24 protein-coding genes are annotated in these 24183 nt (G+C 70.6%); 8 read left to right on the top strand and 16 right to left on the bottom strand.

From position 1 onward, the window contains the following. Positions 1-29 precede the first annotated feature (29 nt). Positions 30-1241: an aromatic acid exporter family protein gene (locus ACIP79_RS27325; RefSeq protein ID WP_401227365.1), complete on the bottom strand. Its 1212-nt coding sequence runs from the start codon at positions 1239-1241 to the stop codon at positions 30-32. A 186-nt stretch (positions 1242-1427) separates the two neighbouring features. Next, positions 1428-2087 carry a CGNR zinc finger domain-containing protein gene (locus ACIP79_RS27320; RefSeq protein ID WP_401227336.1) on the bottom strand — a complete coding sequence of 220 codons (660 nt, stop codon included), beginning with the start codon at positions 2085-2087 and terminating at the stop codon, positions 1428-1430. A 126-nt stretch (positions 2088-2213) separates the two neighbouring features. Between ACIP79_RS27320 and ACIP79_RS27315 the strand changes: the two genes are divergently transcribed. Then, complete coding sequence (locus ACIP79_RS27315; RefSeq protein WP_401227334.1) at positions 2214-3212, top strand: zinc-binding alcohol dehydrogenase family protein; 999 nt, start codon at positions 2214-2216, stop codon at positions 3210-3212. A gap of 111 nt (positions 3213-3323) precedes the next feature. Here ACIP79_RS27315 and ACIP79_RS27310 read toward each other — a convergent pair whose 3' ends face one another. From ACIP79_RS27310 to ACIP79_RS27295, 4 genes are read right to left on the bottom strand one after another with little or no spacing between them, the layout of a single operon-like run. Further along, on the bottom strand, positions 3324-4682 hold the full coding sequence (locus ACIP79_RS27310) for a GH1 family beta-glucosidase (RefSeq protein WP_401227332.1): 1359 nt from the start codon (positions 4680-4682) through the stop codon (positions 3324-3326). Between the two features lie 29 nt (positions 4683-4711). Then, positions 4712-5551 (bottom strand): carbohydrate ABC transporter permease, encoded by an 840-nt coding sequence (locus ACIP79_RS27305; protein WP_401227364.1) that lies wholly within the window; start codon positions 5549-5551, stop codon positions 4712-4714. Between the two features lie 28 nt (positions 5552-5579). Continuing rightward, the gene (locus tag ACIP79_RS27300; RefSeq protein ID WP_387181082.1) at positions 5580-6578 is read right to left on the bottom strand and encodes a carbohydrate ABC transporter permease; all 999 of its coding nucleotides are present in this window, start codon (positions 6576-6578) and stop codon (positions 5580-5582) included. Positions 6579-6592: 14 nt separating this feature from the next. Further along, complete coding sequence (locus tag ACIP79_RS27295) at positions 6593-7909, bottom strand: ABC transporter substrate-binding protein (RefSeq protein WP_401227331.1); 1317 nt, start codon at positions 7907-7909, stop codon at positions 6593-6595. A gap of 202 nt (positions 7910-8111) precedes the next feature. Between ACIP79_RS27295 and ACIP79_RS27290 the strand changes: the two genes are divergently transcribed. Further along, positions 8112-9446: an ROK family protein gene (locus tag ACIP79_RS27290; RefSeq protein ID WP_401227330.1), complete on the top strand. Its 1335-nt coding sequence runs from the start codon at positions 8112-8114 to the stop codon at positions 9444-9446. 138 nt (positions 9447-9584) lie between these two features. Next, positions 9585-9827, top strand: coding sequence for a hypothetical protein (locus tag ACIP79_RS27285; RefSeq protein WP_401227328.1), 243 nt, complete (start codon positions 9585-9587; stop codon positions 9825-9827). Between the two features lie 60 nt (positions 9828-9887). Here ACIP79_RS27285 and ACIP79_RS27280 read toward each other — a convergent pair whose 3' ends face one another. After that, entirely contained in the window at positions 9888-10847 is a 960-nt protein-coding gene (locus ACIP79_RS27280; protein ID WP_401227327.1) for an SDR family NAD(P)-dependent oxidoreductase, read from the bottom strand. Between the two features lie 542 nt (positions 10848-11389). Continuing rightward, entirely contained in the window at positions 11390-12421 is a 1032-nt protein-coding gene (locus ACIP79_RS27275) for a PHP domain-containing protein (RefSeq protein ID WP_401227325.1), read from the bottom strand. Positions 12422-12593: 172 nt separating this feature from the next. On the opposite strand from ACIP79_RS27275, the gene ACIP79_RS27270 reads away from it, so the two are divergent. Beyond that, positions 12594-12830 (top strand): hypothetical protein, encoded by a 237-nt coding sequence (locus ACIP79_RS27270; RefSeq protein WP_387181134.1) that lies wholly within the window; start codon positions 12594-12596, stop codon positions 12828-12830. Positions 12831-12927: 97 nt separating this feature from the next. Here the strand turns inward: ACIP79_RS27270 and ACIP79_RS27265 are convergent, their stop codons facing one another. From ACIP79_RS27265 to ACIP79_RS27255, 3 genes are all read right to left on the bottom strand, one after another. After that, positions 12928-14181 (bottom strand): ricin-type beta-trefoil lectin domain protein, encoded by a 1254-nt coding sequence (locus tag ACIP79_RS27265; RefSeq protein ID WP_387181137.1) that lies wholly within the window; start codon positions 14179-14181, stop codon positions 12928-12930. A 138-nt stretch (positions 14182-14319) separates the two neighbouring features. After that, positions 14320-14961 carry a VanZ family protein gene (locus ACIP79_RS27260; RefSeq protein ID WP_383688995.1) on the bottom strand — a complete coding sequence of 214 codons (642 nt, stop codon included), beginning with the start codon at positions 14959-14961 and terminating at the stop codon, positions 14320-14322. Positions 14962-15068: 107 nt separating this feature from the next. After that, the gene (locus ACIP79_RS27255) at positions 15069-15719 is read right to left on the bottom strand and encodes a DUF4230 domain-containing protein (protein ID WP_383688994.1); all 651 of its coding nucleotides are present in this window, start codon (positions 15717-15719) and stop codon (positions 15069-15071) included. 525 nt (positions 15720-16244) lie between these two features. Here ACIP79_RS27255 and ACIP79_RS27250 point away from each other — a divergent pair. After that, complete coding sequence (locus ACIP79_RS27250) at positions 16245-17198, top strand: ribose-phosphate diphosphokinase (RefSeq protein ID WP_387181143.1); 954 nt, start codon at positions 16245-16247, stop codon at positions 17196-17198. A gap of 36 nt (positions 17199-17234) precedes the next feature. Here the strand turns inward: ACIP79_RS27250 and ACIP79_RS27245 are convergent, their stop codons facing one another. From ACIP79_RS27245 to ACIP79_RS27235, 3 genes are all read right to left on the bottom strand, one after another. Next, the gene (locus ACIP79_RS27245; protein ID WP_401227322.1) at positions 17235-17618 is read right to left on the bottom strand and encodes an anti-sigma factor antagonist; all 384 of its coding nucleotides are present in this window, start codon (positions 17616-17618) and stop codon (positions 17235-17237) included. Between the two features lie 252 nt (positions 17619-17870). Then, entirely contained in the window at positions 17871-18308 is a 438-nt protein-coding gene (locus ACIP79_RS27240; protein ID WP_401227320.1) for a MarR family winged helix-turn-helix transcriptional regulator, read from the bottom strand. An 80-nt stretch (positions 18309-18388) separates the two neighbouring features. Continuing rightward, on the bottom strand, positions 18389-19339 hold the full coding sequence (locus tag ACIP79_RS27235) for an NADP-dependent oxidoreductase (protein WP_401227318.1): 951 nt from the start codon (positions 19337-19339) through the stop codon (positions 18389-18391). 70 nt (positions 19340-19409) lie between these two features. On the opposite strand from ACIP79_RS27235, the gene ACIP79_RS27230 reads away from it, so the two are divergent. Beyond that, on the top strand, positions 19410-20357 hold the full coding sequence (locus ACIP79_RS27230) for a GlxA family transcriptional regulator (RefSeq protein WP_401227317.1): 948 nt from the start codon (positions 19410-19412) through the stop codon (positions 20355-20357). 77 nt (positions 20358-20434) lie between these two features. Then, positions 20435-21295, top strand: a complete 861-nt coding sequence (locus tag ACIP79_RS27225; protein WP_401227315.1) for a hypothetical protein — start codon at positions 20435-20437, stop codon at positions 21293-21295. Positions 21296-21299: 4 nt separating this feature from the next. Here the strand turns inward: ACIP79_RS27225 and ACIP79_RS27220 are convergent, their stop codons facing one another. Together ACIP79_RS27220 and ACIP79_RS27215 are read right to left on the bottom strand one after the other, a co-directional pair. Continuing rightward, positions 21300-21854: a TetR/AcrR family transcriptional regulator gene (locus ACIP79_RS27220; RefSeq protein WP_401227313.1), complete on the bottom strand. Its 555-nt coding sequence runs from the start codon at positions 21852-21854 to the stop codon at positions 21300-21302. Then, positions 21851-22213 carry a DUF1304 domain-containing protein gene (locus tag ACIP79_RS27215; RefSeq protein WP_401227312.1) on the bottom strand — a complete coding sequence of 121 codons (363 nt, stop codon included), beginning with the start codon at positions 22211-22213 and terminating at the stop codon, positions 21851-21853. Before ACIP79_RS27215 ends, ACIP79_RS27220 begins: the two co-directional genes overlap by 4 nt. A gap of 155 nt (positions 22214-22368) precedes the next feature. Between ACIP79_RS27215 and ACIP79_RS27210 the strand changes: the two genes are divergently transcribed. Further along, positions 22369-23961: a hypothetical protein gene (locus ACIP79_RS27210; RefSeq protein WP_401227311.1), complete on the top strand. Its 1593-nt coding sequence runs from the start codon at positions 22369-22371 to the stop codon at positions 23959-23961. Positions 23962-24183 lie beyond the last annotated feature (222 nt).

Raw genomic sequence — 24183 nt, 5'->3', positions numbered from 1 at the left:
TCCATGTGAATCTTCCTGATGCGGCTTCCTCAGCTAGAACGACGGCGAGCTGGCCGCCGGTTCCTGCGAAGCCGCCGCGGAACTCGCAGATACGAGCGCAGCCGGGTGAGCCGGGGCCACCGTTCGCGCTGCTCGCGGCTGCACCGGTCCAGCTCCTCCAGGAGCCGGTGGCTGCGGTGCTCCGTGTCGAGCTCGGCGATGACGCGGTTGACCTCGGTGAGCACCGCGCCGTGCAGCTCCCACTGGCTGGCGTCGCGCTGGACCTCATCGAGGAAGAGCTGGGCCAGTTTGTCCCGGGTGGCGGCGGCCGTGACGAGTTCCGCGGCGAGCCGTTCCTCCGCCGACTCGGCGCTGCGGGTCACGTCGGTGGTCACCAGCACGGCGAAACTGACGATGGCGTCGGCGACCTCGGACAACAACTGCTCAAGCACGGCCCCGGACTGCGGCTCGAACAGGGGCTCGGGCTCGCGCTGCTTGGCGAGATCGGTGAGGCTGCGGGCGAGCACACGCAGGACCACGGTGCAGATCTCCAGCGTGTCCAGGCCGGTGCGCAGCACGACCCGGTGCAGGAGCCCTTCGCGCACTCGGGGATTGAGCTTCAGGCTGTCCTCGGCCTGCCGCAGCGCCGCGTCCACCTCGACGATGTCGTGGTCGAGGCGCCGGGCCTCGTGCAGCCGGGCCGCCGCCAGTGAGGCGGGAGTGCGGCCCGCGGCCTCCTCGCCGATCCGCAGCATCAACTGCCGCATCCGGCGCGCCAGGTCCGCGATGGATTCACCGGCCACGCCCACCCACACCGGAGGCGCGAAAAAGAGGTTGAAGGCAAGCCCCACGACCGCCCCGATCAGCGTCTCGAGGACCCGGGCCCACGCCGTGTCACCCACCCGGGTGACGCCGAGGATCAGCATGGCGCTGATCGCCACCTCGGGAACGAACTCGCTGACCCGTACGAGATGGCCGACGGCCAGTGACGTGACGATCAGCAGGGCCAGACTCCACCAGGTCAGCCCCACCAGAGCGCTGAAACCGATGGCGATGAGCACGCCGGTGACCACCGAGTTCACGCGCCGGATGCCGGTGGTGATCGTGGCGTACAGGGTGACCTGCACGACCAGCAGGGCCGTCAGCGGCGCGGTGAGCGGCGCCGGCTCGGGACTGAGATGCAGGGCGATGACGTACGCGATCGTCGCCGCCCCCGCCGATCTCAGGGCCTGGACGACCACCGGCTCCCGTCGGCGTTTCACGAGCTGGGCGACGGACGTCGCCCACTCACCACGGTCCTCACTGCGTTGCTCTTGCACCCTGAGGCCCTTCCCGTTCCTAGGTGCAGTGAACGTGTGGGGAAAACCACATCCCCACCCCGAGTTTCCCCCCGTCCCGGCGCCGGGGCCCGCCGGACGGTTCGTACGGGTCCTGGAACGCGTCGCGCTTCACCGGGTGGAGGCGGCCCGGCTGCGGTTGCGGTAGCCGGCCACCTTGGCGAGGTTGCCGCAGCGGTCCATCGAGCACCAGCGCCGACGCCGGGCCTGGGAGTCGTCCAGGAACAGCAGGGAGCAGGTGGGGTTCTCGCACTCCTTGACCCTGGCGGACAGCGGGCCGCCGAGCAGGAGGACGGCGTCCCGGGCCACGGTCGCGAGGGCCGCGGGTCCGGGCCGGTCGGCCTTCCAGTGCAGGGGCGGCACGGAGCCGGGTCCGGCCGTGCCGAGCTGGGGGGCGAGGTCGGCGCGGGCCGCCGCCGCGTTGACCTCTGCGATGTCCTCCGGCTCCGGTGTCTCCCCGTCCATCGCGGCGCGTACGAGGCGGTGGACGGCCTCGCGCAGGGTGCGGGCGTGGGTCAGGTCGCCGGGGGTGACGTGGAGCGGCGCGGTCTCGTCCGGCGTGTGCAGGCCCGCCTCGCCGATCCACCGTGCGAGGGCGGCGGGGTCCGGGAGCCGTTCGAGGGGGGTGACGCCGTGCCGTTTGCCGAGGGTGGCCACGAAGTCCAGGCAGGGGCGCCCGCCGATGAAGGGAAAGGCGAGGGCCGGGTCGGTGGCATCCGGCGCCGGATCGGAGCCGCTCGGCGGCGGTGGGGAGGCGGGTACGCGGGGCATGGCCCGAGTCTAGCGCTTGACACCGGTTCAGGGGGTGTCGCATGGTGACACCAGTTCAACCGGTGTCGCCGCTTCGAGTGCCGAGGCGCCGCTCCGGTGGGTCCTCCCGAGAGAGCAGGTACACGGATGCGTGCGGTACGGATCGACGAGTTCGGCGGGCCTGAGGTGCTGGTGTCAGTGGAGGTGCCCGACCCGGTCGCAGGGCCCGGCCAGGTGCTGGTGCGGGTTGCCGCGGCGGGCGTGAACCGGGCGGACGCCCTGGTCCGTGCCGGGACGTACCACCGGGCCGGGCGCCCGCCGCTGATCCCGGGCGTGGAGGCGGCCGGAACCGTCGCCGCGGTGGGCGAGGGGGTGACCGGCGTCGCGGTCGGGCAGCGGGTGATGGCGCTGGACGGAGTGAACGCACCCGGCTTCTACGCCGAGTTGGCGGTCGTACCGGCAGACCGGGTGACCGTCCTGCCGGACGGCGTGGACCTCACGGAGGCCGCGGCCCTGCCCGTCGCGTGGCTCTCCGCCTGGTACTGCCTGCGCACCCTTGCCCGGGTGACCAAGGACGACACCGTGCTGGTGAAGGCCGCCGCGAGCGGGGTCGGCAGCGCGGCCGTACAGATCGCAGCCGGGACCGGCGCGCGGGTCATCGCGATGGCCGGCTCACCGGAGAAGACCGCCTGGGCGGCCGGATTCGGCGCCGAATCCGTCATCGACACCTCGGCGCACCCCGACGACGCCGAGGTCGAGGAGGTGCTGCGGCTGACGGACGGGCGCGGCGCGGACATCGTCCTCGACACCGTCGGCGGCCGTGCCTTCGGGCGCAGCCTGCGCGAGATCGGCCACGGCGGACGGGTCGTCGCCCTCGCCAACGTCGCCCTGGAGACGAGCACCGTGGACACCCGCGACTTCTACCCGAAGAACGCGTCCGTCCTCGGCTTCCAGCTCACCAACCTCCAGATCCACGGCTACGACCCTCGCGCGGACCTGCGGGAACTGGCCGAGCGGGTGGCGGCCGGAACGTACCGCGTCCCCGTCGAGACGGTGCTCCCGCTGGAGCGTGCGCGCGCGGCACACGAACGGCTGGAACAGCGCGACAACAAGGGCAAGATCGTGCTCGCGGTCACGGAGAGCTGAGCGGAGAGCCGACCGGCCGGATCGCGCGCGGAGCGGGGGCCCACGGGGTGTGGACAAGCCGGTGGGCCCCACCCTGACCGGGGTGGGGCCCACCGGAGGCCGAACCGGCCGTCAGGCGGCGTTCCGTCGCTTCCTGGCGTGTGCCCGGATGATGTCCGCGTACCGGTGACCGCTTCCCTTCACCGTGCGGCGCTGCGTCTTGTAGTCCACGTGCACGAGCCCGAAGCGCTTGTCGTAGCCGTACGCCCACTCGAAGTTGTCGAGCAGCGACCACGCGAAGTAGCCGGCGAGCGGAACGCCCTGGGCGGCGGCGGACGCGCAGGCCGCGAGGTGCTGCTCCAGGTACTCGGTCCGCTCGGGGTCGTCGACGGTCCCGTCCGGGCGTACGACGTCGGGGTAGGCGGAGCCGTTCTCGGTGACGTAGATCTTGCGGGCGCCGTAGTCGTTAGTCAGGCGGAGCAGGAGGTTCTCGATACCGATGGAGTCGACCTCCCAGTCCATGCCGGTGCGGGGCAGGCCGAGGCGGCGGACCGTACGCACGCGGGGCGCCGGCCCGGTGGGGTCGTCGGCGACCGTGGACGGGAAGTAGTAGTTGAGGCCCAGCCAGTCCAGGGGCTCCGCGATGATCTCCAGATCGCCCTGCTGCTCCGGGAGTTCGACCCCGTAGACCTCCCGCATGTCCTCGGGGAAGCCGCGGCCGTGCACCGGGTCGAGCCACCAGCGGTTGGTGTGTCCGTCGAGCCGGCGGGCGGCGGCGACGTCCTCGGGGCGGTCGGTGGCGGGCTCGATGTAGGAGAGGTTGTTGACGATGCCGACCTGGGCGCCGGGGACGGCCGCGCGGATCGCCTGGGTGGCGAGTCCGTGACCCAGGAGCAGGTGGTACGACGTCTGGACAGCGGCCGTGAGGTCCGTCCAGCCGGGGGCCATCCGGCCTTCCAGGTGTCCGATCCAGGCCGAGCAGAGCGGCTCGTTCAGGGTGGTCCAGTGCTTGACGCGGTCACCGAGGCGCTCCGCGACGACCGCCGCGTACGAGGCGAAGTGGTGGGCCGTGTCGCGGGCGGGCCAGCCGCCCCGGTCCTGGAGGACCTGCGGCAGGTCCCAGTGGTAGAGCGTGACGGACGGGGTGATGCCCGCCTCCAGCAGGGCGTCGATCAACCCGTCGTAGAAGTCGAGCCCCCTGGCGTTGACCGGGCCGTCGCCGCCCGGTACGACACGAGGCCACGCGACGGACAACCGGTAGGCGTTGGTGCCCAGTTGGCGCATGATGCCGATGTCCTCGCGCCAGCGGTGGTAGTGATCGCAGGCGAGGTCCCCGTCGTCGCCGTTGTCGATCTTGCCGGGGGTGTGCGAGAAGGTGTCCCAGATGGAGGGGGAGCGGCCGTCCTCGGCGACGGCGCCCTCGATCTGGTAGGCCGACGTGGCCGTGCCCCACAGGAAGTCCTCGGGGAGGGCGGCAAGGTCGATGGTCACGGAAGTCCCTTCGGGGAGAGGAGAGTTGGTCACTTGACGGCTCCCGCGGTGAGCCCGGTGACCAGAAAGCGCTGGAGCAGCAGGAAGCCGGCGACCACGGGGACGCTGACGACGAGCGACGCGGCCATGATCTGGTTCCAGTAGACGTTGTTGAGCGTGGAGTAGCCCTGGAGACCGACGGCGAGGGTGCGGGTCTGGTCGTTGGTCATCACCGACGCGAACAGCACTTCCCCCCAGGCGGTCATGAAGGCGTAGACGGCGACCGCGACGATGCCGGGGATCGCGGCCGGTACGACGACCCGGAACAGCGCGCCGAGCGGGCCGCAGCCGTCCACCAGTGCCGCCTCGTCCAGATCGCGCGGCACGGAGTCGAAGTACCCGATCAGCATCCAGATCGAGAACGGCAGCGAGAAGGTGAGATACGTCAGGATCAGGCCGCCGCGGGATCCGAACAGGGCGATACCGGTGGCGTTGCCGATGTTGACGTAGAGGAGGAACAGCGGCAGCAGGAAGAGGATGCCGGGGAACATCTGGGTGGACAGCACGGTGACCGTGAAGACGCGCTTGCCCCGGAAGTTGTAGCGGCTGACGGCGTACGCCGAGAAGACCGCGATCACCACCGAGCAGGCTGTCGCCGCACCGGCCACGATCAGCGAGTTCACGAAGTACCGGGCCAGCGGGATCGTCGACCAGATGTCGATGTACGGGCGGATGGTCAGTCCGCTCGGCACCCACTCGAACTTCTCCTGCACGTCCTGCAACGGCTTCAGCGAGCTGGAGATCATCACGTAGACCGGTACCAGGACGAAGCCGGTCAGCAGGGTGAGGAAGATCCGCCGGGTCCACAGGAAGGACCGCGGTGGCGCCATCGGCGATCGGGAGGCCGTCGTGGAGGGGCTAGACATCGGCAGCCTTCCTTCCTCGGGTGGTCAGCAGGAGGTAGACGCCCGTCACGACGAGCAGGAAGAGCAGCAGCAGGACGGACATGGCGGAGCCGGTGCCGAAGTTCCAGCTGACGAAGGACGCCTGGTAGATGTGCACCGAGATGAGGTCCGCGGACGCCGGGGCGCTCTTGCCGAACAGGACGAACGGCGTGTTGAAGTCGTTGAACGTCCACAGGAACAGAACCAGCACCAGCACCTGGTTGACCGGGCGCAGCGACGGCAGGGTGATCCGGCGGATCTGCTGCCAGACGCCCGCGCCGTCGAGCGCGGCCGCCTCGTACAGGTCCTTGGGGATGTTCTGCAGGCCCGCCATGACGATGAGGAAGGCGAACGGCCAGCCCTTCCACACCGACACCGTGAGCAGGGCGTAGAAGGCGTTGTCCCCGATGAGCCAGAAGGACGGCTTGTCGGTGATCCCCAACTGGTCGTGCAGGACGTGGTTCACCAGGCCGTTGTCGTGCTGGAACATGAACACCCAGGTGATGACGGCCGCGTACACGGGCAGCGCGTACGGCACCAGGAACAGGGCGCGCAGCAGACCGCGGCCCCGGAAGGCGTCCTGCATGCAGATCGCGGCGGCTGTGCCGATCAGCCAGCACAGGCCGACCGACAGCACGGTGAAGCCCACGGTGACGAAGAACGAGTCGAGCAGCGCCTTGCCGACCGGCGCGTCGAAGTCGACGGCCACCTTGTAGTTGTCCACGCCGGACCAGGGAGCGGTTCCCCAGTCACGGATGTAGAACTGCGTGAGCTCCTTGAAGCTCATCACGACGCCGATCACCATCGGCACCAGGTGGACCAGCAGTTCGAGGATCAGGGCGGGCAGAAGCAGCAGGTAGGGCAGTCCGATGCGTTTGATCCGCCCGGGGCGGCGCGGGCCGCGCGCCGCACCGGGGGAATCCTTGCGCACCGTTCGATCGCCGGCCTCGGGGGAGGCGGTCGTGGTGGTCATTTTTGTGCTCGCGCTCACTTGGTAGGCATCTGCGTCTGGGCCTTCTCGAGTTCGGCCTTCACCGACTCCGTGGTCACCGGGCTTCCGCCGGCGGCGCTCGCGAACAGGTTCTTGATCGCCGTACCGACGGCGGTCTCGAACTGGGACTCGTCGGCGACCTGCGGAGCCGCGATCGCGCTCTTGGCGAGAGTGTCCTTCAGGACCACGTTAGCCGTGGTGTTGAAGGCCGAGTCCGCCTGCGCGGTCTTGACCGGCGGGATGGAGCTGTACGCCGTGTTCAGGATCTTCTGCTCGGCGTCGCTGGTCATGAACTTCACGAACTCGGTCGCGCCGTCGAGGTTGTCGGAGTTCTTGAAGACGGACATGTTGATGCCCATGACCATCGAGTTGACGTTCTCACCGGTCCCCGGGGTGCCCGACTGCACCGGCACCGGGGCGATGCCGTAGTCGTCCGGACTCATGCCCTGCGACTCGAGGTTGGCGGACGCGGACTGCCACAGCAGCATCCCCGTCTTGCCCTTGGCGAAGTCGCTGACGGACTGGTTCTGCGCGTACTCGGCGTTGCCCGGCGCGACGACCTTGTCCTTGGCCATCAGGTCGACGAACTGCTTGACGCCCTCGACCACGCCGTCGTTCGTGAAGTCCGGCTTGCCGTCGGCGGTGAAGAAGTCCGCCCCGTGCTGCTTGGCGAAGACGACCGCGTGGTGGATGTTCTCCGACGGGTTGGAGCCCTCGAAGGCCGCGCCCCACTTGCCGCCCTTGGAGAGCTTCTTGCCGTCGGCGACGAACTCGTCCCAGGTGGTCGGCGGCTTCGCGATGCCGGCGTCGGCGAACATCTTCTTGTTGTAGTAGAGCGCGTAGGCCATCGAGTAGAGCGGCACGGCGGCCGGGTCCTTGCCCTGCGCGCCCGTGGAGCCGAGCGCCGAGTCGACGAAGCGGTCCTTGCCGCCGATCTTGTCGAAGTTCTTGGCGTCCCAGGGCAGCAGTGCTCCGGTGGCCTGGAGGGAGGCGCTCCAGGTGTTGCCGATGTTCAGGACGTCGGGGCCCTGACCCGAAGTGGTGGCGGTGAGGATCCGGTTGAGCAGATCGGACCAGGGCACGACCTCCAACTCGACCTTGATCCCGGTCTCCTTCTCGAACTTGTCGAGTTCGGGCTGGAGGACCTTCTTGTCGACCTCGACACTGGCACCCTGGTTGGAGGCCCAGTAAGTCAGCGTCTTGGGCGAGTCGTTGGATCCGCCGTCCGTCGACGAGCCGCCGCCACAGGCGGTCACGGCGGTCAGCATGGAGACAGTGACCGCACCGGCGGCCGCGGCTCGGATTCTGCGCATGGCTCAGGCGTCCCTTTCGGAAGGAGCGTCGTGACGGCGTCCGCGACAGGTGATGACACCGCGCACACGTCCCTTGCGAGTGTTCACTTCTCGAACGACCCTCACGACTTAATTTAGGATGTGAGTTAAGACTCGGAAGAAAGTCGCGTCAAGGGATCGCGCAGCGGTATCTTGCAAGCCGGGCGAACCGGAGGGGAGCCACATGACGGGGCGGAACGGGCGGACAGTCCGTGACCTGCGGCGGGGCAATCGAACCGCCGTACTGCAACGGTTGTATTTCGACGGGCCGATGAGCCGCTACGAACTGGGCCCGGCCACCGGACTGAGTTCCGGCTCGATCAGCAACGTGGTGGCCGAACTGGTCGCCGACGGACTGGTCGAGGAGGCGGGCAGCGTCGACTCCGACGGCGGCCGCCCGCGCACCCTGTTGCGAGTCGCGCCCGCGAGCGGCCACATGATCGGCGTCGACGTCGGCGAGACCCGCGTCCGCGTCGAGCTCTTCGACCTCACCCTCACCGAACTCGCCCGCACCGAGCGGCCGTTGGAGCACATGGGCTTCGACGTCGAGGTCATCGTCGGTCACATCCGCGACGGCATTGCCGAGGTGCTGGCTGCGGCCGACATCGCGCCCGAGCAGCTCCTCGGCGTCGGCATCGGTGTTCCCGGCATAGTGGCCCGCACTCCCGATCGTGGTGCGGTCGTGCACGGCCAGACGATGGGCTGGGACGCCGTCCCGCTGGAATCCCTGCTCCGGTCGACCTGCGAACTCCCCGACACCGTCCCGTACTTCGCCGACAACGGCGCCCGCACCCTCGGCCAGGCCGAGATGTGGTTCGGCAACGGCCGCGGCGCCCGCAACGCGGTCGTGGTCCTCTTCGGCTCCGGCGTCGGCGCCTGCCTGGTCACCGAGGACGTGGAGTACGGCAGGGCGGTGGAGTGGGGGCATCTGACGGTACGAGTCAGGGGGCGCCGCTGCCGGTGCGGTGCCCTGGGCTGCCTGGAGGCGTACGCGGGAGCGGAGGCACTCCTGGAGCGCTGGCGCGAGGAGGGCGGACGCCCGCCGGAGGGCGTCGACGAGGAGACCGCGCTGACCGCGATGCTCGCGGCGGCCTATCCACCCGGCGACGCCGGGGACACGAGCGATGCAGGGGACGCCGGGGGTTCCGGGCTCGTCGAGCCGGACGCGGTGGCGCTGGCGGTGCTGGAGGAGACCGCCGAGTATCTGGGCGCCGGTCTCTCCGACCTCATCAACCTCTTCCAGCCGGAGCGCATACTCATCGGCGGCTGGGCGGGCCTCCAGCTCGGCGCCCGGTTCCTGCCCGCCGTACGCCGGCACGCGGTCGCGTACTCCCTGCGTTATCCCGCCGAGCGGGTCTCCATCGACCTCGGCAAGCTGGGCCCGGACGCGGTCACCGTCGGTGCCGCCATCCTGCCGCTCGCCGACTTCTTCGCCCGGGGCGGCCGGCGTGCCGAGCCGGCCGGCGCGAGCCCGTCCCCGGCCTGGCGCACCGCGCTGGAGGAGCGGGCGCCGCACTGAGCCGCGGAAGGGCGGTTTCGCCGATCACTCCGGAGGTACTCGTGCCGGGCCGAAGACGGCCTTGCACGAGTGCGCGGGCCGTCCTGTGCGGGGCGGGCCGACCCGTCGACCGTCGAACTGTCGAAGAAGGGGTGCAGCATGACCGAGTACCGGCCCGAGGGGATAGATCCGAACACCGACCCGGTCCCGCGGGACATGCCGGACCAGCAGGTCCAGGAGGGCGAGGACGCCTGGGACGTGGCTCCCCGGTTCGAACCCGATGACGGGGAGCCCGCGGTGGACGTCCCCGACACGGACGAGGCGGGTTCGGCCAGGAAGGGCGTGTCGCGCTCCGACACCGTCCACCCGGAGGACCCTGGCGCGGAGGAGTCCCCGGCCTGACCGTGGCGGAGCGGCCGGGGTGGCGGCCGGGGGACTACTGGGCCGGCGGGCTTTCCCACGTCACGCGAACGCGTTCACGCCCGTCAGCTCCGCCGACAGCTCCCACAGGCGCGCCGCCTGCTCGGGGTCGATCGCGTAGGCCTTCACGCCGGTCCGCTCGCCGTCCGCCGGAGCGGGCTCGGCGATGTCGCAGTCCTCGCAGTAGACGCCGCCCATGCCGGCCAGTCGCGGGGAGGTCGCCGCCCAGACCTGCGTGGCCGCGCCCTGCTCGGGCGACTTGAAGACGTCGGGGTGCAGCAGCTTGCCGTCCTCGTCGATCCAGCCGCGCTCCACCATCTCCTGCTTGGGGAGGTGCCGCTGGAGCGGCGTGAGGATGCCGCCGGGGTGCAGTGCGAAGGCCCGTACGCCCGACTCCTTTCCGAGCCGGTCGAGCTGGACGGCGAACAGCACGTTCGCGGTCTTGGCCTGCCCGTACGCCTCCCACTTGTCGTAGCCGGTCTTCCAGTGCGGGTCGTCCCAGCGGATCCCCGAGGCGTGGTGGCCGGTGGAGGACACGGAGACGACACGCGCTCCGCCAGGCGCGATCGCGGGCCAGAGCCGGTTGACGAGCGCGTAGTGGCCGAGGTGGTTGGTGGCGAACTGGGCCTCCCAGCCGGGGCCGACACGGGTCTCGGGGCAGGCCATGATTCCGGCGCTGTCGATGACGATGTCGACGGTGCGGCCCGTGGAGAGGAACCGCTCGGCGAAGCCGCGGACGCTGTCGAGGTCACCGAGGTCGAGTTCGTCCACCTCGACGCCCTCGATGCCGTGCACCGCCTCGCGCGCCGGGTCGGGGCGCCGCGCGGGGACGACGACCCGGGCGCCCGCCTTCGTGAGCGCGCGCGTCGTCTCCAGGCCGATGCCGGAGTACCCGCCCGTGACGATCGCCAGCTTCCCGGCGAGGTCGACGTGCTGAAGGACTTCGTCGGCGGTGCTCCGGGCGCCGAAACCGGAACCGATCTTGTGCTGTGCAGTGGTCATGTCTCGCACGCTACGAATTGGAGAGCACTCCAAGTCAAGCGGACGCCGCCACCCGGGGTGCGGGCAGGAAAAGACCCCGACCGGACGGGGGAATCGCGGTCGGGGTCGTCCGAGGTGGGCACGGATGGCGGTCGCCTCTCGGCGGGGGGGGCTCCGCAGGGCTTCAGCCGAACGATCTTCCCTGCGGGCGATGGATGAGGCCCGGGGACACTGTTCCATCCGCACCCACGGTTGGTTCAACGGGGAACTACCGGTGAGTGTTCCCCGGGGCCGATCCGGAGGCGGTGACGTGTGTCACGAGGGGGAGGACTCCGCCGGGGCGCCGACCCGGGCGCGGCCTCGGTAGCTCGCGCTCGGTCCTGACAGGAGCCGGAGAAGCGAGCCCGGTACCGACGGTCACCCGCCGCTCTGGCGGTGGTCACGGGCTGCTTGGCGGTGGTCGTGCGTCGCTCGGGCGGTGGTCACCCGCCGCTCAGGCGGTGGTCACGGGCCCCTCGGCGGTGGTCATGCGTCGCTCGGTGGCGGTCACGCGTCGCTACAGGTCAGCTCACGCGTGTCGGTGTCGTCCGGTCCTTCGTCCAGGTGAGCAGTTCGTCGGCGGTCCATGTGGTGATCACCCGCTCCGCGGGCACCCCGCACTCCTCGGCCCGCGCGCAGCCGTGGATCTGCCAGTCGAGCTGTCCGGGGGCGTGCGCGTCGGTGTCGACGGAGAACAGCACGCCCGCGTCGACGGCGCGGCGCAGCAGTCGACGCGGCGGGTCGAGGCGTTCGGGGCGGCTGTTGATCTCTACGGCCGTGCCGGACTCGGCGCAGGCGGCGAAGACCGCGTCCGCGTCGAACTCCGACTCGGGCCGCCCGCGCCCGGTGACCAGCCGGCCCGTGCAGTGACCGAGCACGTCGGCCAGCGGATTGCGTACGGCCGCGACCATACGACGGGTCATCGGCCGCGCCTCCATACGCAGCTTGGAGTGCACGGACACCACCACGACATCGAGCCGCTCCAGCAGTTCCGGCTCCTGGTCGAGCGAGCCGTCGTCGAGGATGTCGCACTCGATGCCGGTGAGCAGCCGGAACGGCGCCCACCGCCGGTTGAGTTCCGCGACCACGTCCAACTGTTCGCGCAGCCGCTCCGGGGACAGCCCGTGGGCCACGGTGAGGCGCGGGGAGTGGTCGGTGAGCACGGCCCACTCGTGGCCGAGCCGCGCCGCGGTCCGGCCCATCTCCTCGATCGGGGAGCCGCCGTCCGACCAGTCGGAGTGCAGATGACAGTCGCCGCGCAGCAGCGCCCGCAGCCGCTCACCTCCCTCGGCGAGCGGCGCCCCGGCCTCCCCCTCCAGCTTCTCCAGGTAGCCCGGCACCTGCCCGGCCAGCGCCTCGTGCACGACCTGCGCCGTCTTGGGGCCGACGCCCTTGAGCGACTCCAGGGTTCCGGCGGCGGCCCGGGTGGCCACCTCGCCCTCCGGGAGCGCGGCCAGTACGGACGCGGCGGTGCGGAAGGCACGTACGCGATAGGTGGGGGCCTGGTCCCGCTCCAGCAGGAACGCGATCCGGTCCAGCGCCTCGACGGGATCCATGGGAACCTCCCTCCCCCCAAGGGTTGCCCAGCCCTCGCCCCGGCGCACGGTGGACGGCGGGATCAGGCCGCGGCCGGTTCACGGCCGGTCCGCGGTCGGTCTGTAGCCGGTCCGCTCACCCGGCCACCCGCCCCAGGCCGCTGACCGGCGGAAACCGATCTAGGCTCGTTTCATGACCGAAAGCGCGAGCCCGAACCTCTCCTACCCGCGGATCATGGTGCTGGGGGTACAGCCGGGGACGCCGCCGTTCCGGATCGTGGAGATCGACGGCGAGGTGGTCGGCCGGGCGCGGGCGCTCATCGACGTACTGACGACAGCCGCGGCCCACGGCATCCCGATCCATGACCTCGACGACCCGGCAGTGGTGCGCTGGGTCGGCGGCGACAAGCTGACCTGGTTCCCGCGCTGAGCACCCCGCACGGGCGGTGCGGAAGGCGGTGGAACGCGAAGGGTCCGGCAGGGGCAACCCCTGCCGGACCCTCCGTACGTCCGCTCCGGGCGGTCGGTCAGCCGACCGTCCATTTCTGGTTGGCCGTACCGCCGCACGTCCATATCTGCAGACGTGTGGCGTTGGCCGAGTTGTTCCCCGTGACGTCCAGGCACTTGTTGGCCTGGGGGTTCACGATGTCGTTGGCCGAACTGACCACCCACCGCTGGGCGGCGCTCCCGTTGCAGTCGTAGAGCTGCACGGTCGTGCCGTCCGCCGTGCCGGCGGCGGTGACATCGAGGCACTTGCCCAGCGCCCGGATGGTGCCGTCGGAGCCGACCGTCCACTGCTGCGCGGCGCTCGCGTTGCAGTCGTAGAGCTGTACGGCGGTGCCGTTGGCCGAGCTGCCCCCCGCCACGTCCACGCACTTGCCCGCGAGGCCCCTGATCGGGACCCCGGCGGCCGGGCTGTCTCCAGTGGTCACCTTCACCTGGTCCACGACCAGGGTCTGCGGGAAGACGGTGGAGCTGTTGGGGTCGCCGGGCCAGTAGCCGCCGACCGCGAGGTTGAGGATCAGGAAGAACGGCTTGTTGAACACCCAGGCGTTGCCGCCCACATCGGCGGGCGTACGCGTCTGGTAGACGACGCCGTCCACCGACCACTTGATGGAGTTGGGCGCCCAGTCGACCGCGAAGGTGTGGAAGCCGTCCGCGAAGGCCTGGCCGTTCGGCAGGGTGTAACCGGCGCCTATGCCCGCGGAACCGGAGTATCCCGGCCCGTGGATCGTGCCGTGGACGGTCGACGGCTCGAAGCCGACGTTCTCCATGACGTCGATCTCACCCGAGGCGGGCCAGCCGACCGACCCGAGGTCGTTGCCGAGCATCCAGAACGCGGGCCACATGCCCTGCCCGCGCGGAACCTTCAGCGTGGCCTCGACCCGGCCGTACTGCGCCGTGAACTTTCCGGCGGTGTTCAGCCGGGCCGAGGTGTACTGGCAGGTTCCGTACCAGCACTGGTAGTTGGCCGGGTTCTCCTTGCGGGCGGTGATCACCAGGTGGCCCTGGCCGTCCAGCGCGGCGTTGTTGGTGCCGGACGTGTACATCTGCCGCTCGTGGTTGTTGACGTTGTCGCCGGTCTCGATCTGCCACCTGGAGGAGTTGACAGCCGAGCCGGCGGCACCGTCGAACGTGTCCTGGAACGTCACGGCCGCGGCGCCCACGGCGGCGGCGTCCCCTTCGGGACGCGCCTGCGCGGGAGCGATGGCGGCCGAGCCGACGAGCACGGCGGACAGAGCGGCAAAGAGGCATCTTCGGAGCAGGCGTGGGGAGGCCACGACTCTCCCTTCCGTACGGCGACCCGTGGGGAGGCCTGGGCCGGCTGAGGTGGGGGGAACATGCTTTGCCTCTTGATTTAAGAAGTGAGGTAAGGGGGTGTCAAGGTCCTGGTCCGGACCTTTCGTTCACAGGGCGCCTCAGCTGTCCTTGGAAGTGTTCCGGCTGCGCCGCCGCCCGTGCACCGCCCGGCTGATCCGCCGCCCCAGCAGCAGATAACCCAGCAGGGCACCGCTCGTGTTGAGGATGACGTCATCGATGTCGAAGGCGCGCCCGGTGATGAACGTTCCCTGGAGCAGCTCCACCAGCAGCATGACCGCGGCGGTCAGCAGCACGACGCGCAGAACTCCCCGGGTCCTGGGCGCCAGGACCGGCAACAGCAGCCCGAAGGGCAGCCCCAGGACGATGTTCCCGCCGATCTGCTTGAAGGCGTCGCGCAGCTCGGGCTGGTCGAGATAGGCCCGCAGGGAACGGCCGGGGTGCAGATTGGTGTGGATCAACGACTCGGAGGCAGGGGACGGTTCGAGGGTCAGCCGGGCCAGTACGGCGGCGAAGGCCACCATGGCGCCGAGAGCCAGCAGAATGACCAGCAGCCGCACGGGAAGGGGGAGTGCCCCCCGCTCCCGTGCGGGCTCTCGTCTCCGCTCCTGCTTCCGGGCCGACGGCTTCCGCGCCGGCTTCCGAACGGACGGTTTCCGCGTGGACGGCTTCCGTTCCTGCTTCGGCTCCGACGGCTGGCGACCCGACTTCGCGGTACGAGCGCGCAACGCCGTACGCAGCATGCGATCCTCCCAATTTCAACTGCCTGTGGATGAAGCCGACTACCCGGGATGGGGATTTCGATGTTCGGACGGCGCGGTGGCCGGTGAGCTGCGCGCGAGGGCGCGGCTCACTTGCCGTAGGTGACCTTCACGTCCGTGAAACCGAGGGAGGACAGCAGGCCTTCGAGCATGCTGGTGGTGTTCTCCTCGGCGCGTGCGGTGAGCCGGCTGTCCTTCGCGGCATCGCTGATGTGGTCCACCGCGAGGCGCTGCACGGCCTGTTCGCCGTTCGGGTTGTCGGAGAAGACGTCGCCGATCCGGTCGAGAAGGCCGCGCTGCTTGGAGACGGCGTACGAGTGGTCGAGGTCGAGGGCCGGCTTGCCCAGCGCCGCGTGCGGCAGCCGCAGCGTGGCCGACGTACGGTCGTCGTTGACCACCACGTCCTTGTCCTGGATCTTGCCCAGGTCGACGTACGAGTCGACCGTGCCCGCGCCCACGTACAGCGTGCGGGTCCCGCGGAGCGCGTCGGGCAGGTACTTGGCGTCCTTCTCCAGGTCCACGACCACCTGGAAGTTCCCCGACGCGGCGTCGTAACGGCTCATGTCCTGGATGGACTTGAGGAGTGTGGGGCCCGTGCGGTCGTTGGTCTCGGTGCCGAACACATCGCGGAGCCCCGGCAGAACGGCCATCCGCAGGCCGGCGAACAGCACCACGAGCACCAGCACGAAGGCGCTGAGCACCTTCGCCCACCCGGGCAAACGCTTGATGGACGTCGTCATGTCGACTGCCCCCTTTCCTGGTAAGCGCATGCCCGCCAAATCCCTTGGTAGGCCGTTCCGTTGGTGATCGAATTCCGCTCATGGGGGCACGCGGGCCCGTCCGACGCGTCCGTCCGCCCCGGTGCACCGGGAACGGGGCGGTCCGAGGGGGCGCACCACGTGCTCGGGCCTCCTCGCGGAGCGCCGCGCGCGGGTCCCAGGGCGTCTACCGGCCCCACTGAATATGCGGTACGCCCTCTACGCCATGACCACCGATTGCGCGGTACGTCCTCCGCGCCCTGCGATCTGCCCCTGTCCCGGTGCGGTACCCGATCCGATGCGCGAGACTGTACGCCCCCGCCCAGCCCCTGCCTACGCTCTCGCCGAGCCGTCTCCGACCACCGGAACACGGGGACGAGCCTGGTCGTCGGCAACCGCATCACGCCCGGTGGGGGCGCCCGACAGGGGCCAGTAGCATGAGGCACGCATCCCGGGTCGATCATGTTCTCCGGCGGCGCATCCGGTTCGATCATGCGAGGAGCGGTCGTGCGTGACATCGCCGTGTTCAGCGGTAGTGCCCATCCCGAACTGGCCGCGGAGGTCTGCGCGCATCTCGGCGTGCCCCTCAGCCCGAGCCGGACCAGCCGGTTCGCCAACGACTGTCTGGAGGTGCAGCTCCAGTCCAACTGTCGCGAACGTGACGTCTTCCTGGTGCAGCCGCTGGTCAGGCCGGTGCAGGAGAACCTCGTCGAGCTGCTGATGATGTGCGACGCGGCGCGCGGCGCGTCCGCCGGGCGAATCACCGTCGTCATGCCGCACTACTCGTACGCCCGCTCGGACAAGAAGGACATGCCGAGGATCTCGCTCGGCGGGCGGCTGGTCGCGGACCTGCTGGTGGCCGCCGGGGCGAGCCGGGTCCTGGCGATGACGCTGCACTCCCCGCAGGTGCACGGGTTCTTCTCGGTGCCGGTCGACCATCTGCACGCCCTGCGGGAACTGGCCGCGCACTTCCGCCACCACGACCTCTCGCGTACGACGGTCGTCTCGCCCGACCTCGGCAACGCCAAGGAGGCCGCCCACTTCGCGCGGCTGATCGGGGCCCAGGTGGCCGCCGGCGCCAAGCAGCGGTTCGCCGACGACCGGGTGAGCATCAGTTCCGTCATCGGTGAGGTGGCCGACCGCGATGTCATCGTGCTCGACGACGAGATCGCCAAGGGCAGCACCGTCCTCGAACTCCTGGACCGGCTGAGGGAGTTGGGGCCTCGCTCCATCCGGGTGGCCTGCACGCACGGCCTGTTCGCGGCGGGCGCGCTCAAGCGGCTCAGCGACCAGCCGGACGTCCTGGAGATCGTCTGCACGAACACCGTGCCGATCCCGGCGGGCGAGCACACCGAGAAGCTGCGGGTGCTGTCCATCGCCCCGGCGCTGGCGGAGGCCGTGCGGCGCATCCACAACGGTGAGTCCGTCAGCGCCCTGTTCGACACACCTGAGAACGAGTAGACCTGTTCGACACACCTGAGAACGAGTAGAGCCGGGTCACCAGGATCCGGACGTGGCCTCCGGCCGTGCCAGCGCCTCGTCCAGCGACGCGGACGGGGGCAGCAGATGCGCGAGTCCGGTCACCTTGAGGATCCGCAGGGTCAGCGGGTGGGTGCAGACCAGATGCAGCCGGCCGTCGCGGTCGAGCACGCGGCGCCTGGCGCGGTACAGCAGACGCAGGCCCGAGCAGTCGAAGAACTCGACCGGCCGCAGGTCGATCACGACCTGCGGCGTGGGACCGCCCGTCGCGGAGTCCAGGTACGGCGTGATCTCCACCGCGGCGAGGATGTCGATCTCTCCGTGCAGCTCCAGCACGGTGTGACCCTGGTGCCGATGGACGCGCAGATGCCGGGATAGTGGCGCGGGGCCATGCTGTGCCATGACGGCATCACCTCCAACCGGCTGCTGTACCGCTCCTCGTCGCAGGGTCCGGAGTCACCAGGGGCCGGGGTGACGGCGCCCGTGAGCTTAGACGTCGTACCGGGGTGCTGGTGGTTGCAAAACCGTTCCTCGCACTGCAATTTACCCTCGTTAGAGTGAATCTCAGCATGTTCGATTGACATATGTCTGCGATTTGCGCGGAGCGTCGCTCCGGTGGCTGAGAGTCGTTGTCCTACAGGAGTGCCGCCGAAGCTACGACAGCGCGTGCCAGGCCCTGGACAGGGCCTGGCGGAGTTGGTCGGTCTGGTGCGGTGTGAGGTCCCGGACCATGCGTTCTTCCAGTTCCCGGACGGGGACGGCGAACCGTGCGAGGAGGTCGAGTCCCTCGTCGGTGAGATGGATCAGCAGCTCGCGCCGGTTGCCCGGATTCCGCTCCCGGCGCACGAGTCCGCGGTTCTCCAGCGCGCGTACCACATCGGCCACGGACTGGGCCGTCACGAACGAGTCCCGCGCGAGCTGTGCCGCCGGGAGGCCGTCGTGCCGCTCCAGCACCGTCAGCGAGGTGTACTGGAGCGCGGTGATCCCTTCCGGTCTCACGAGTTCGTCGAGGTGCGAGCGCACGACGAGCTCCACCCGTTTGACCATGTAGAGCAGCGACGGGGATGCCTTCGTTGCCTCGGTGCCGACCATGGGCGCAGCCTAGGTCATTGACAGGAAACCTGTCGGTAGGGCTCCCGCTGGCGGCATCCCCGTCCTGCCGGTGGGTGCTCTCAGTCGACGACCAGCACCAGCTTCCCGGTGGTCCGGCCGGTGTCCCCGAGCGTGTGGGCCTTCGCGGCCTCGGCCAGCGGGAAGGTTCCGGCGATCGTCGCGCGGAGCCTGCCGGACTCGACCAGCTCCGCGATCGCGTTCATTCCGGCGTGATCGGCCTCCACGAGCAGTTCGATCGCCCGTACGCCGAGCTTGTCGGCCTCCTCGATGAGGTCCTTCGCACCCCGCGGCAGGATCGACACCAGGAGGCCGCCCTTGCGCAGGACGCGCAGCGAGCGGGACCGGTAGTCGCCGCCGACCGTGTCCAGCACCACGTCGACGTCGCTCACCGCTTCGGTGAAGTCCGTCTCCCGGTAGTCGATCGGCTCGTCGACCCCGAGTTCGCGCAGGAAGTCGTGCTTGGCCGCGCTGGCCGTACCGATCACGTACGCGCCGCGCGCCTTGGCGATCTGCACCGCCAGATGGCCGACCCCGCCGGCCGCGGCATGGATCAGGACCCGCTGTCCCGGCTGTACGTCGGCGGTGTCGACCAGGGCCTGCCAGGCGGTCAGCGCGGCCAGCGGAACGGCGCCCGCCTGCTCGTGGCCGACGTTGGCGGGCTTACGGGCGAAGGCGCGTGCCGGACCGGTGACGTACTCGGCGTGCGCGCCGACGCCGAACGGGTAGGGCAGCATGCCGAAGACCTCGTCCCCGGGCTTGAAGAGGGTGACCCCGATGCCGATGACCTCCACCACTCCCGAGACGTCCCAGCCCAGGACGAAAGGCGGCACCTTGATGAATCCGGCGCCCTCGCGGTGCTTCCAGTCGGTCGGGTTCAGCCCCGCCGCGTGCACCCGGACCAGCAGTTCGCTCGGCCCGGGTACGGGCCGCTCCAGCTCCACCTCCTTGAGTACCTCGGGACCGCCCAGGACGTCCTGGCTGATGGCGCGCATCGTGTTCGTTCGGCTCATGCGCACCAGCCTGCCGGAACGCGGCGATCGGGAGAATGGCAAGATTGCCAATCTCCGATAAGATCGTGCCATGTCTTCGGTGGAACGTGTCGTGGTCCTCGCCCTTGACGGCGTCTACCCCTTCGAGCTGGGCATCCCCAGCCGCATCTTCGGCGCGGCGGACGGCCGGTACGAGGTGCTGACCTGCTCGGTCGACGGCGGTTCCGTGCGGAGCAACGCGGACTTCTCGATCGTCGTCGAGCACGGTCCCGAGGTGCTGGGCACCGCGGACACGGTGGTGATCCCGCCCGTCAGCCCGCAGCGTGTCTCCACGGAACTCCCCGCCGAGGTGGCCGACGCCCTCGCGCTCATCCGGCCCGGCACCCGCATCGTCTCCATCTGCACGGGCGCGTTCGTGCTCGCGGCGGCCGGTCTGCTGGACGGGCGGCGGGCGACGACGCACTGGCAGGTGGCCGGCCTGTTCCGGCGCATGTTCCCGCACGTGCCCCTGGACCCGGACGTGCTGTTCGTCGACGACGGCTCGATCCTCACGTCGGCCGGCGCCGCCTCCGGAGTCGACGTCTGCCTGCACATCGTGCGGGCGGACCACGGCAGCGAGCTGGCCAACACCGTGGCGCGGCGCTGCGTGGTGCCGCCCTGGCGGGACGGCGGCCAGGCCCAGTACATCGAACAGCCCGTGCCCGAGCCCGCCTCGACGAGCACCGCCGCGACCCGCGTGTGGGCCCTCGCCCGACTGGGTGAACCGCTGGCGCTGGCCGATCTCGCCGCCCATGCCCGGATGAGCCAGCGCACCTTCGCCCGCCGCTTCAACGACGAGGTCGGCCTGAGTCCGGGCCGCTGGCTCATCCAGCAGCGGGTCTCCCGGGCCCGCCACCTCCTGGAGTCCAGCGACCTCTCGGTCGACCAGATCGCCGGCGAGGTCGGCTTCGCCACCGGCACCTCACTGCGCCAGCACCTGCACACGGCGATCGGCGTCTCCCCGCAGGCCTACCGGCGTACGTTCCAGGCGGCCCGCTAGATCGCCGGCGCGGCACTGAACGATCACCGTCACCCGTGCGTCGGAGGAGGGAAGAGCAGTCGGGGACAGGGGCGGGCATGCGTGGACGGATCGTGGCGACGGTGGCGGTACTGGGGCTGGGGATGGCAGTCGTGGGGTGCGGGGACGAGGTGCGTGACGACCTCGTGATGTCCGGAACTCCACCGGTCTCGCCGTACGCCGGGCCCCTGGACCTGCCGTTCAGGGAGAGCGCCGACGGAAGCGAACGGGAGGCCGAGGAGAGCTCGGGCGCGGCCGGCCGGGCGCTGGAGTGCGACGGCGAGATCTACTCCGGCGGCGGAGGGGACGGCTGGACCAAGGGGGAGGGCGGCTCGACGCCGGAGGAGGGGCTGAACGCCTTCTTCGACATGCAGCAGCCCGAACTGCCCGACCGCGGTTACCGGATCGAGAGCGAACAGGCGGACCGCGTCCTGTTCTCGTACGACGTCGACGGCAGGACCAAGGTCGCCGTCGTCGTCGCCAAGGACCAGCCGCACCGCCCCGGTTGGGGCCCCGAGACCAACGCCGCCTGCGACCCGGCCGAACTTCCCGCGAGCTACACCGACGCGAAGTCCCTGGAGATCTGGACCGATCGCGCCGGCGACCGCGTGCCCACCACTGTGCTGAGCAGCTACTCCGGTGCGGAGCACTGCGACTGGGGGAGCGCGCACTTCCTGTCGACGGGCATGGACGGGGGCGGCAGGCAGTACGCGCGGGATCCGCGCGGGGTGCTCGGTACCGAGCTGCTCACGGCCCTCTACGACGGCGACGTCCGCATGCCCGCCGACGCGCGCGACACCGGATATCGCCTCGACGAGCGGGAGTTGTGGCTCTCGGCCGACAGGGCGACGGCGTACGTCCGGACGCCGGACGCGGTGGAGGCCTGGCCGGCGACGAAGGACCAGGTCGCCTGCAAATGAGACGTCAGCGGCTCCGGTGCAGGGTGACCAGCAACTGCCAGACCTGGTGGGCGACTTCCTCGGAAGTGGCGTCCAGCAGACCGTGCAGCCAGTCGCCCAGCACCCCCGCGAAGGTGGCCGCCACGGCTGAGGCGACTAGCGGGGCGTCGGGCGCGCCGACCAGGGTGCGCTCGGCGAGGCTGCGGGCCCGCAAGTCCCGGTGCAGGACTCGGCCGAGCGGGCCGCCGCCACCCGGGCTCAGGAGAGCGCGGTAGAGGGCGGCGTGCGGGGGGAGTCCGGCGAAGAACGCGAGAAGGGCGGGCGGCGCGGCCACCGGGTCGGGCCGCCCGCGCCAGGCGTGCAGCGCGTCCACCGCCTCCCGTACGACATCGGCGCAGGCGTCGACGGCCAGCGCCTCCAGGTCGGCGTAGTGCACGTAGAAGGTGGCCCGGCCGACCCCGGCCCGTCGCGCCAGGGCGGCGACACCGACCTCCTCCAGCGGGCGCTCGGCGCACTCCTCCAGGAGGGCCTGTCGCAGCCTCGCCCGGGTGCGGGCGGCCCGCGGGTCCCGCTCGGTCACCGGGCGAGGAGGACGGCGGCCAGGGCGAGCGCGCCGGGCAGCGCCTGCGCGAAGAGGATGCGCCGGTTCGCGGTCACCGATCCGTAGAGTCCGGCGACGACCACGCACACCAGGAAGAAGACCTGGACGCGGAAGCCCGTCGGATCCCCGGCGACGAGCCCCCACACCAGGCCCGCCGCGAGAAACCCGTTGTAGAGGCCCTGGTTGGCGGCCAGCGGCGCGGTCGCCCGCGCCATCTCCGCGTCGAACCCGTGCAGGCCCCGGCCCGGCGCGCGCTCCCACAGGAACATCTCCAGGACCAGGATGTACGCGTGCAACGCGGCCACCAGACCCACCAGCACGTTCGCGACCGTCTCCATAGTTCCGCAAGCCCCACTGTTCGGTCGTGCACTTCTTGGACAGGTGACCACTATACCTGGACACCTGTCCAGAAACTTCAGCGGTGCCCCGGGTTGCCCCGCCCGTTGGCCGGGTAGCGATGGAGCGGTCTTCCGTCGTCCGAGGGGGAGTTGACGTGTCGGGCAGCCTCGCGCCGGCCGGGTGGAGCGGCAGTGAGCGGGGAATGTGGGCCGCCTTCCGCAGAGGGGAGTGGTTCGAGGACCAGGGCGAGGTCAGGGCGTCCGTCGTACGGAGGCTGCTGCTCGCCCCGCCGCCGCCCGAGCCGGGGCACCTGCCTCGGCTGCGGCTGCGCGATGTGCGGATCACCGGGCGGCTCGACCTCGCCGAGGCCCACGTCTCGGGCACCCTGCGGCTGCGCAACTGCCACTTCGACCAGGCTCCCTCACTCGACGGAGCGACGCTGGGCGCCCTGGAGATGCGCGACTGCGTACTGCCCGCGCTGTCCGCGGTGGGAGTCACGATCGGCGGGAAGTGCGAGATCGCCGGGTGCCGGGTGGAGGGGCCCATGGATCTCTACGGCGCCACGATCGGCGGCACGCTGCACGTGGAGAACAGCCGTCTCACCGGGCGTGGTGAACGCCGTGGCGAAGGGGCGCTGCAACTGGTGTGCGCCACCGTGGGTGGAGACATCCAGGCAGGCTGGGGGTTGCGCGTCGACGGCTGCACGGACCTGCGGGACACCTCGGTGCGCGGCAGCGTCGTGCTCAAGGGCGCCGAGCTGATCAACCCCGAGGGCACGGCGCTCAAGGCCAACAGGCTGCACATCGGCGGGGACCTGAACTGCCGGGGCGGACTCGTCGCCGAGGGCACCGTCGACCTGTGCGACGCCCGGGTGGGCGGCGGCGCCCTCTTCGAAGGGGCCCTGCTCACCGCTGAGCACGGGCCCGCGCTGCGGGCGCACGGCATAGACGTGGGTGCGGTGTTCAACTGCTGCGACGGGTTCACCGCCCGCGGCAGGGTCACCCTCAGCAGCATCACCGTACGCAGCCGGGTCTGTTTCCACGACGCCGTCATCGACGTACCGCCCGGGACCCCCGCCCTCACCTGCCGCCGCTCCACCGCGTCCGAACTCGCCCTGCGTCCCCGCGAACCCGTGCGGGGCACCGTCGACCTCAGTCACACCCGGCTGACCATACTGCGCGGCGCGCCGCGGAGCTGGCCCGGCACGGTACGCCTGGAGGGCGTCCTCTACGACAGCCTGCTGCCCCAACTCCCCGCCGAGCAGAGGCTTCCCCTGCTCGCCCGCGACCCCGAGGGCTTCACTCCCCAGCCGTACGAGCAACTCGCCGCCGCGTACCGCCTGCACGGCCGTGACGCCGACGCGCGTACGGTGCTGCTGGCCAGGCAGCGACGGTTGCGCCGCACGCTGCCGTGGCCGGGGCGGGTGTGGAGCCGGCTCCAGGACGTCACCGTCGGATACGGCTACCGGCCGATGCGCGCCGTCTGGTGGCTGTGCGCGATCATGCTCAGCGGGATCCTGCTGTTCACCCGCTGGCCTCCGCAGGCGCTGGACCCCGGCGGGCCGCCCCACTTCCAGGCCGCCATCTACACCTTCGACCTGGTGCTCCCGCTCGTCGACTTCGGGCAGGAGGAGGCGTTCAGCCCGCGTGGCGCACTGCGGTGGGCGGCCGTCGTCCTGGTCTGCCTGGGGTGGCTGCTCGCGACGACGGCCGCCGCGGGAGCCAACCGCACACTCCGCAGATCCTGACCCCGACGTCCACGGCGGGGGCGGACCGGCACGGGGACGCCGCCGGGGGGCTGGTCCGGCGCTCGACGCGACGGTGTGGTGGTCACCTGTGGATCCAGTACGGGTCGTCCACTCGCGGACGCGGCCGAGGCTGCCCGGCTGGTCCGGAACAACGCCCATATGGGAAAGGCCGACGTGCTGTCGCCGGCCCCCGGGCCTGGCCTCGATATCACCGAAACCGAG

This window comes from Streptomyces sp. NPDC088747 (genome assembly GCF_044751025.1).
Classification (GTDB): Bacteria; Actinomycetota; Actinomycetes; order Streptomycetales; family Streptomycetaceae; genus Streptomyces.
This window is presented reverse-complemented; position numbering and strand designations above follow the sequence as displayed.

What these genes read in the sequence shown, in the direction of transcription:
- ACIP79_RS27300 (WP_387181082.1), bottom strand. Translation starts at nt 6,578, where the DNA reads ATGACCACCACGACCGCCTCCCCCGAGGCCGGCGATCGAACGGTGCGC.
- ACIP79_RS27245 (WP_401227322.1), bottom strand. Translation starts at nt 17,618, where the DNA reads ATGGCACAGCATGGCCCCGCGCCACTATCCCGGCATCTGCGCGTCCAT.
- ACIP79_RS27320 (WP_401227336.1), bottom strand. Translation starts at nt 2,087, where the DNA reads ATGCCCCGCGTACCCGCCTCCCCACCGCCGCCGAGCGGCTCCGATCCG.
- ACIP79_RS27230 (WP_401227317.1), top strand. Translation starts at nt 19,410, where the DNA reads ATGTCTTCGGTGGAACGTGTCGTGGTCCTCGCCCTTGACGGCGTCTAC.
- ACIP79_RS27290 (WP_401227330.1), top strand. Translation starts at nt 8,112, where the DNA reads ATGACGGGGCGGAACGGGCGGACAGTCCGTGACCTGCGGCGGGGCAAT.
- ACIP79_RS27270 (WP_387181134.1), top strand. Translation starts at nt 12,594, where the DNA reads ATGACCGAAAGCGCGAGCCCGAACCTCTCCTACCCGCGGATCATGGTG.
- ACIP79_RS27255 (WP_383688994.1), bottom strand. Translation starts at nt 15,719, where the DNA reads ATGACGACGTCCATCAAGCGTTTGCCCGGGTGGGCGAAGGTGCTCAGC.
- ACIP79_RS27285 (WP_401227328.1), top strand. Translation starts at nt 9,585, where the DNA reads ATGACCGAGTACCGGCCCGAGGGGATAGATCCGAACACCGACCCGGTC.
- ACIP79_RS27280 (WP_401227327.1), bottom strand. Translation starts at nt 10,847, where the DNA reads ATGACCACTGCACAGCACAAGATCGGTTCCGGTTTCGGCGCCCGGAGC.
- ACIP79_RS27240 (WP_401227320.1), bottom strand. Translation starts at nt 18,308, where the DNA reads ATGGTCGGCACCGAGGCAACGAAGGCATCCCCGTCGCTGCTCTACATG.
- ACIP79_RS27315 (WP_401227334.1), top strand. Translation starts at nt 2,214, where the DNA reads ATGCGTGCGGTACGGATCGACGAGTTCGGCGGGCCTGAGGTGCTGGTG.
- ACIP79_RS27305 (WP_401227364.1), bottom strand. Translation starts at nt 5,551, where the DNA reads ATGGCGCCACCGCGGTCCTTCCTGTGGACCCGGCGGATCTTCCTCACC.
- ACIP79_RS27225 (WP_401227315.1), top strand. Translation starts at nt 20,435, where the DNA reads ATGCGTGGACGGATCGTGGCGACGGTGGCGGTACTGGGGCTGGGGATG.
- ACIP79_RS27260 (WP_383688995.1), bottom strand. Translation starts at nt 14,961, where the DNA reads ATGCTGCGTACGGCGTTGCGCGCTCGTACCGCGAAGTCGGGTCGCCAG.
- ACIP79_RS27295 (WP_401227331.1), bottom strand. Translation starts at nt 7,909, where the DNA reads ATGCGCAGAATCCGAGCCGCGGCCGCCGGTGCGGTCACTGTCTCCATG.
- ACIP79_RS27275 (WP_401227325.1), bottom strand. Translation starts at nt 12,421, where the DNA reads ATGGATCCCGTCGAGGCGCTGGACCGGATCGCGTTCCTGCTGGAGCGG.
- ACIP79_RS27235 (WP_401227318.1), bottom strand. Translation starts at nt 19,339, where the DNA reads ATGAGCCGAACGAACACGATGCGCGCCATCAGCCAGGACGTCCTGGGC.
- ACIP79_RS27215 (WP_401227312.1), bottom strand. Translation starts at nt 22,213, where the DNA reads ATGGAGACGGTCGCGAACGTGCTGGTGGGTCTGGTGGCCGCGTTGCAC.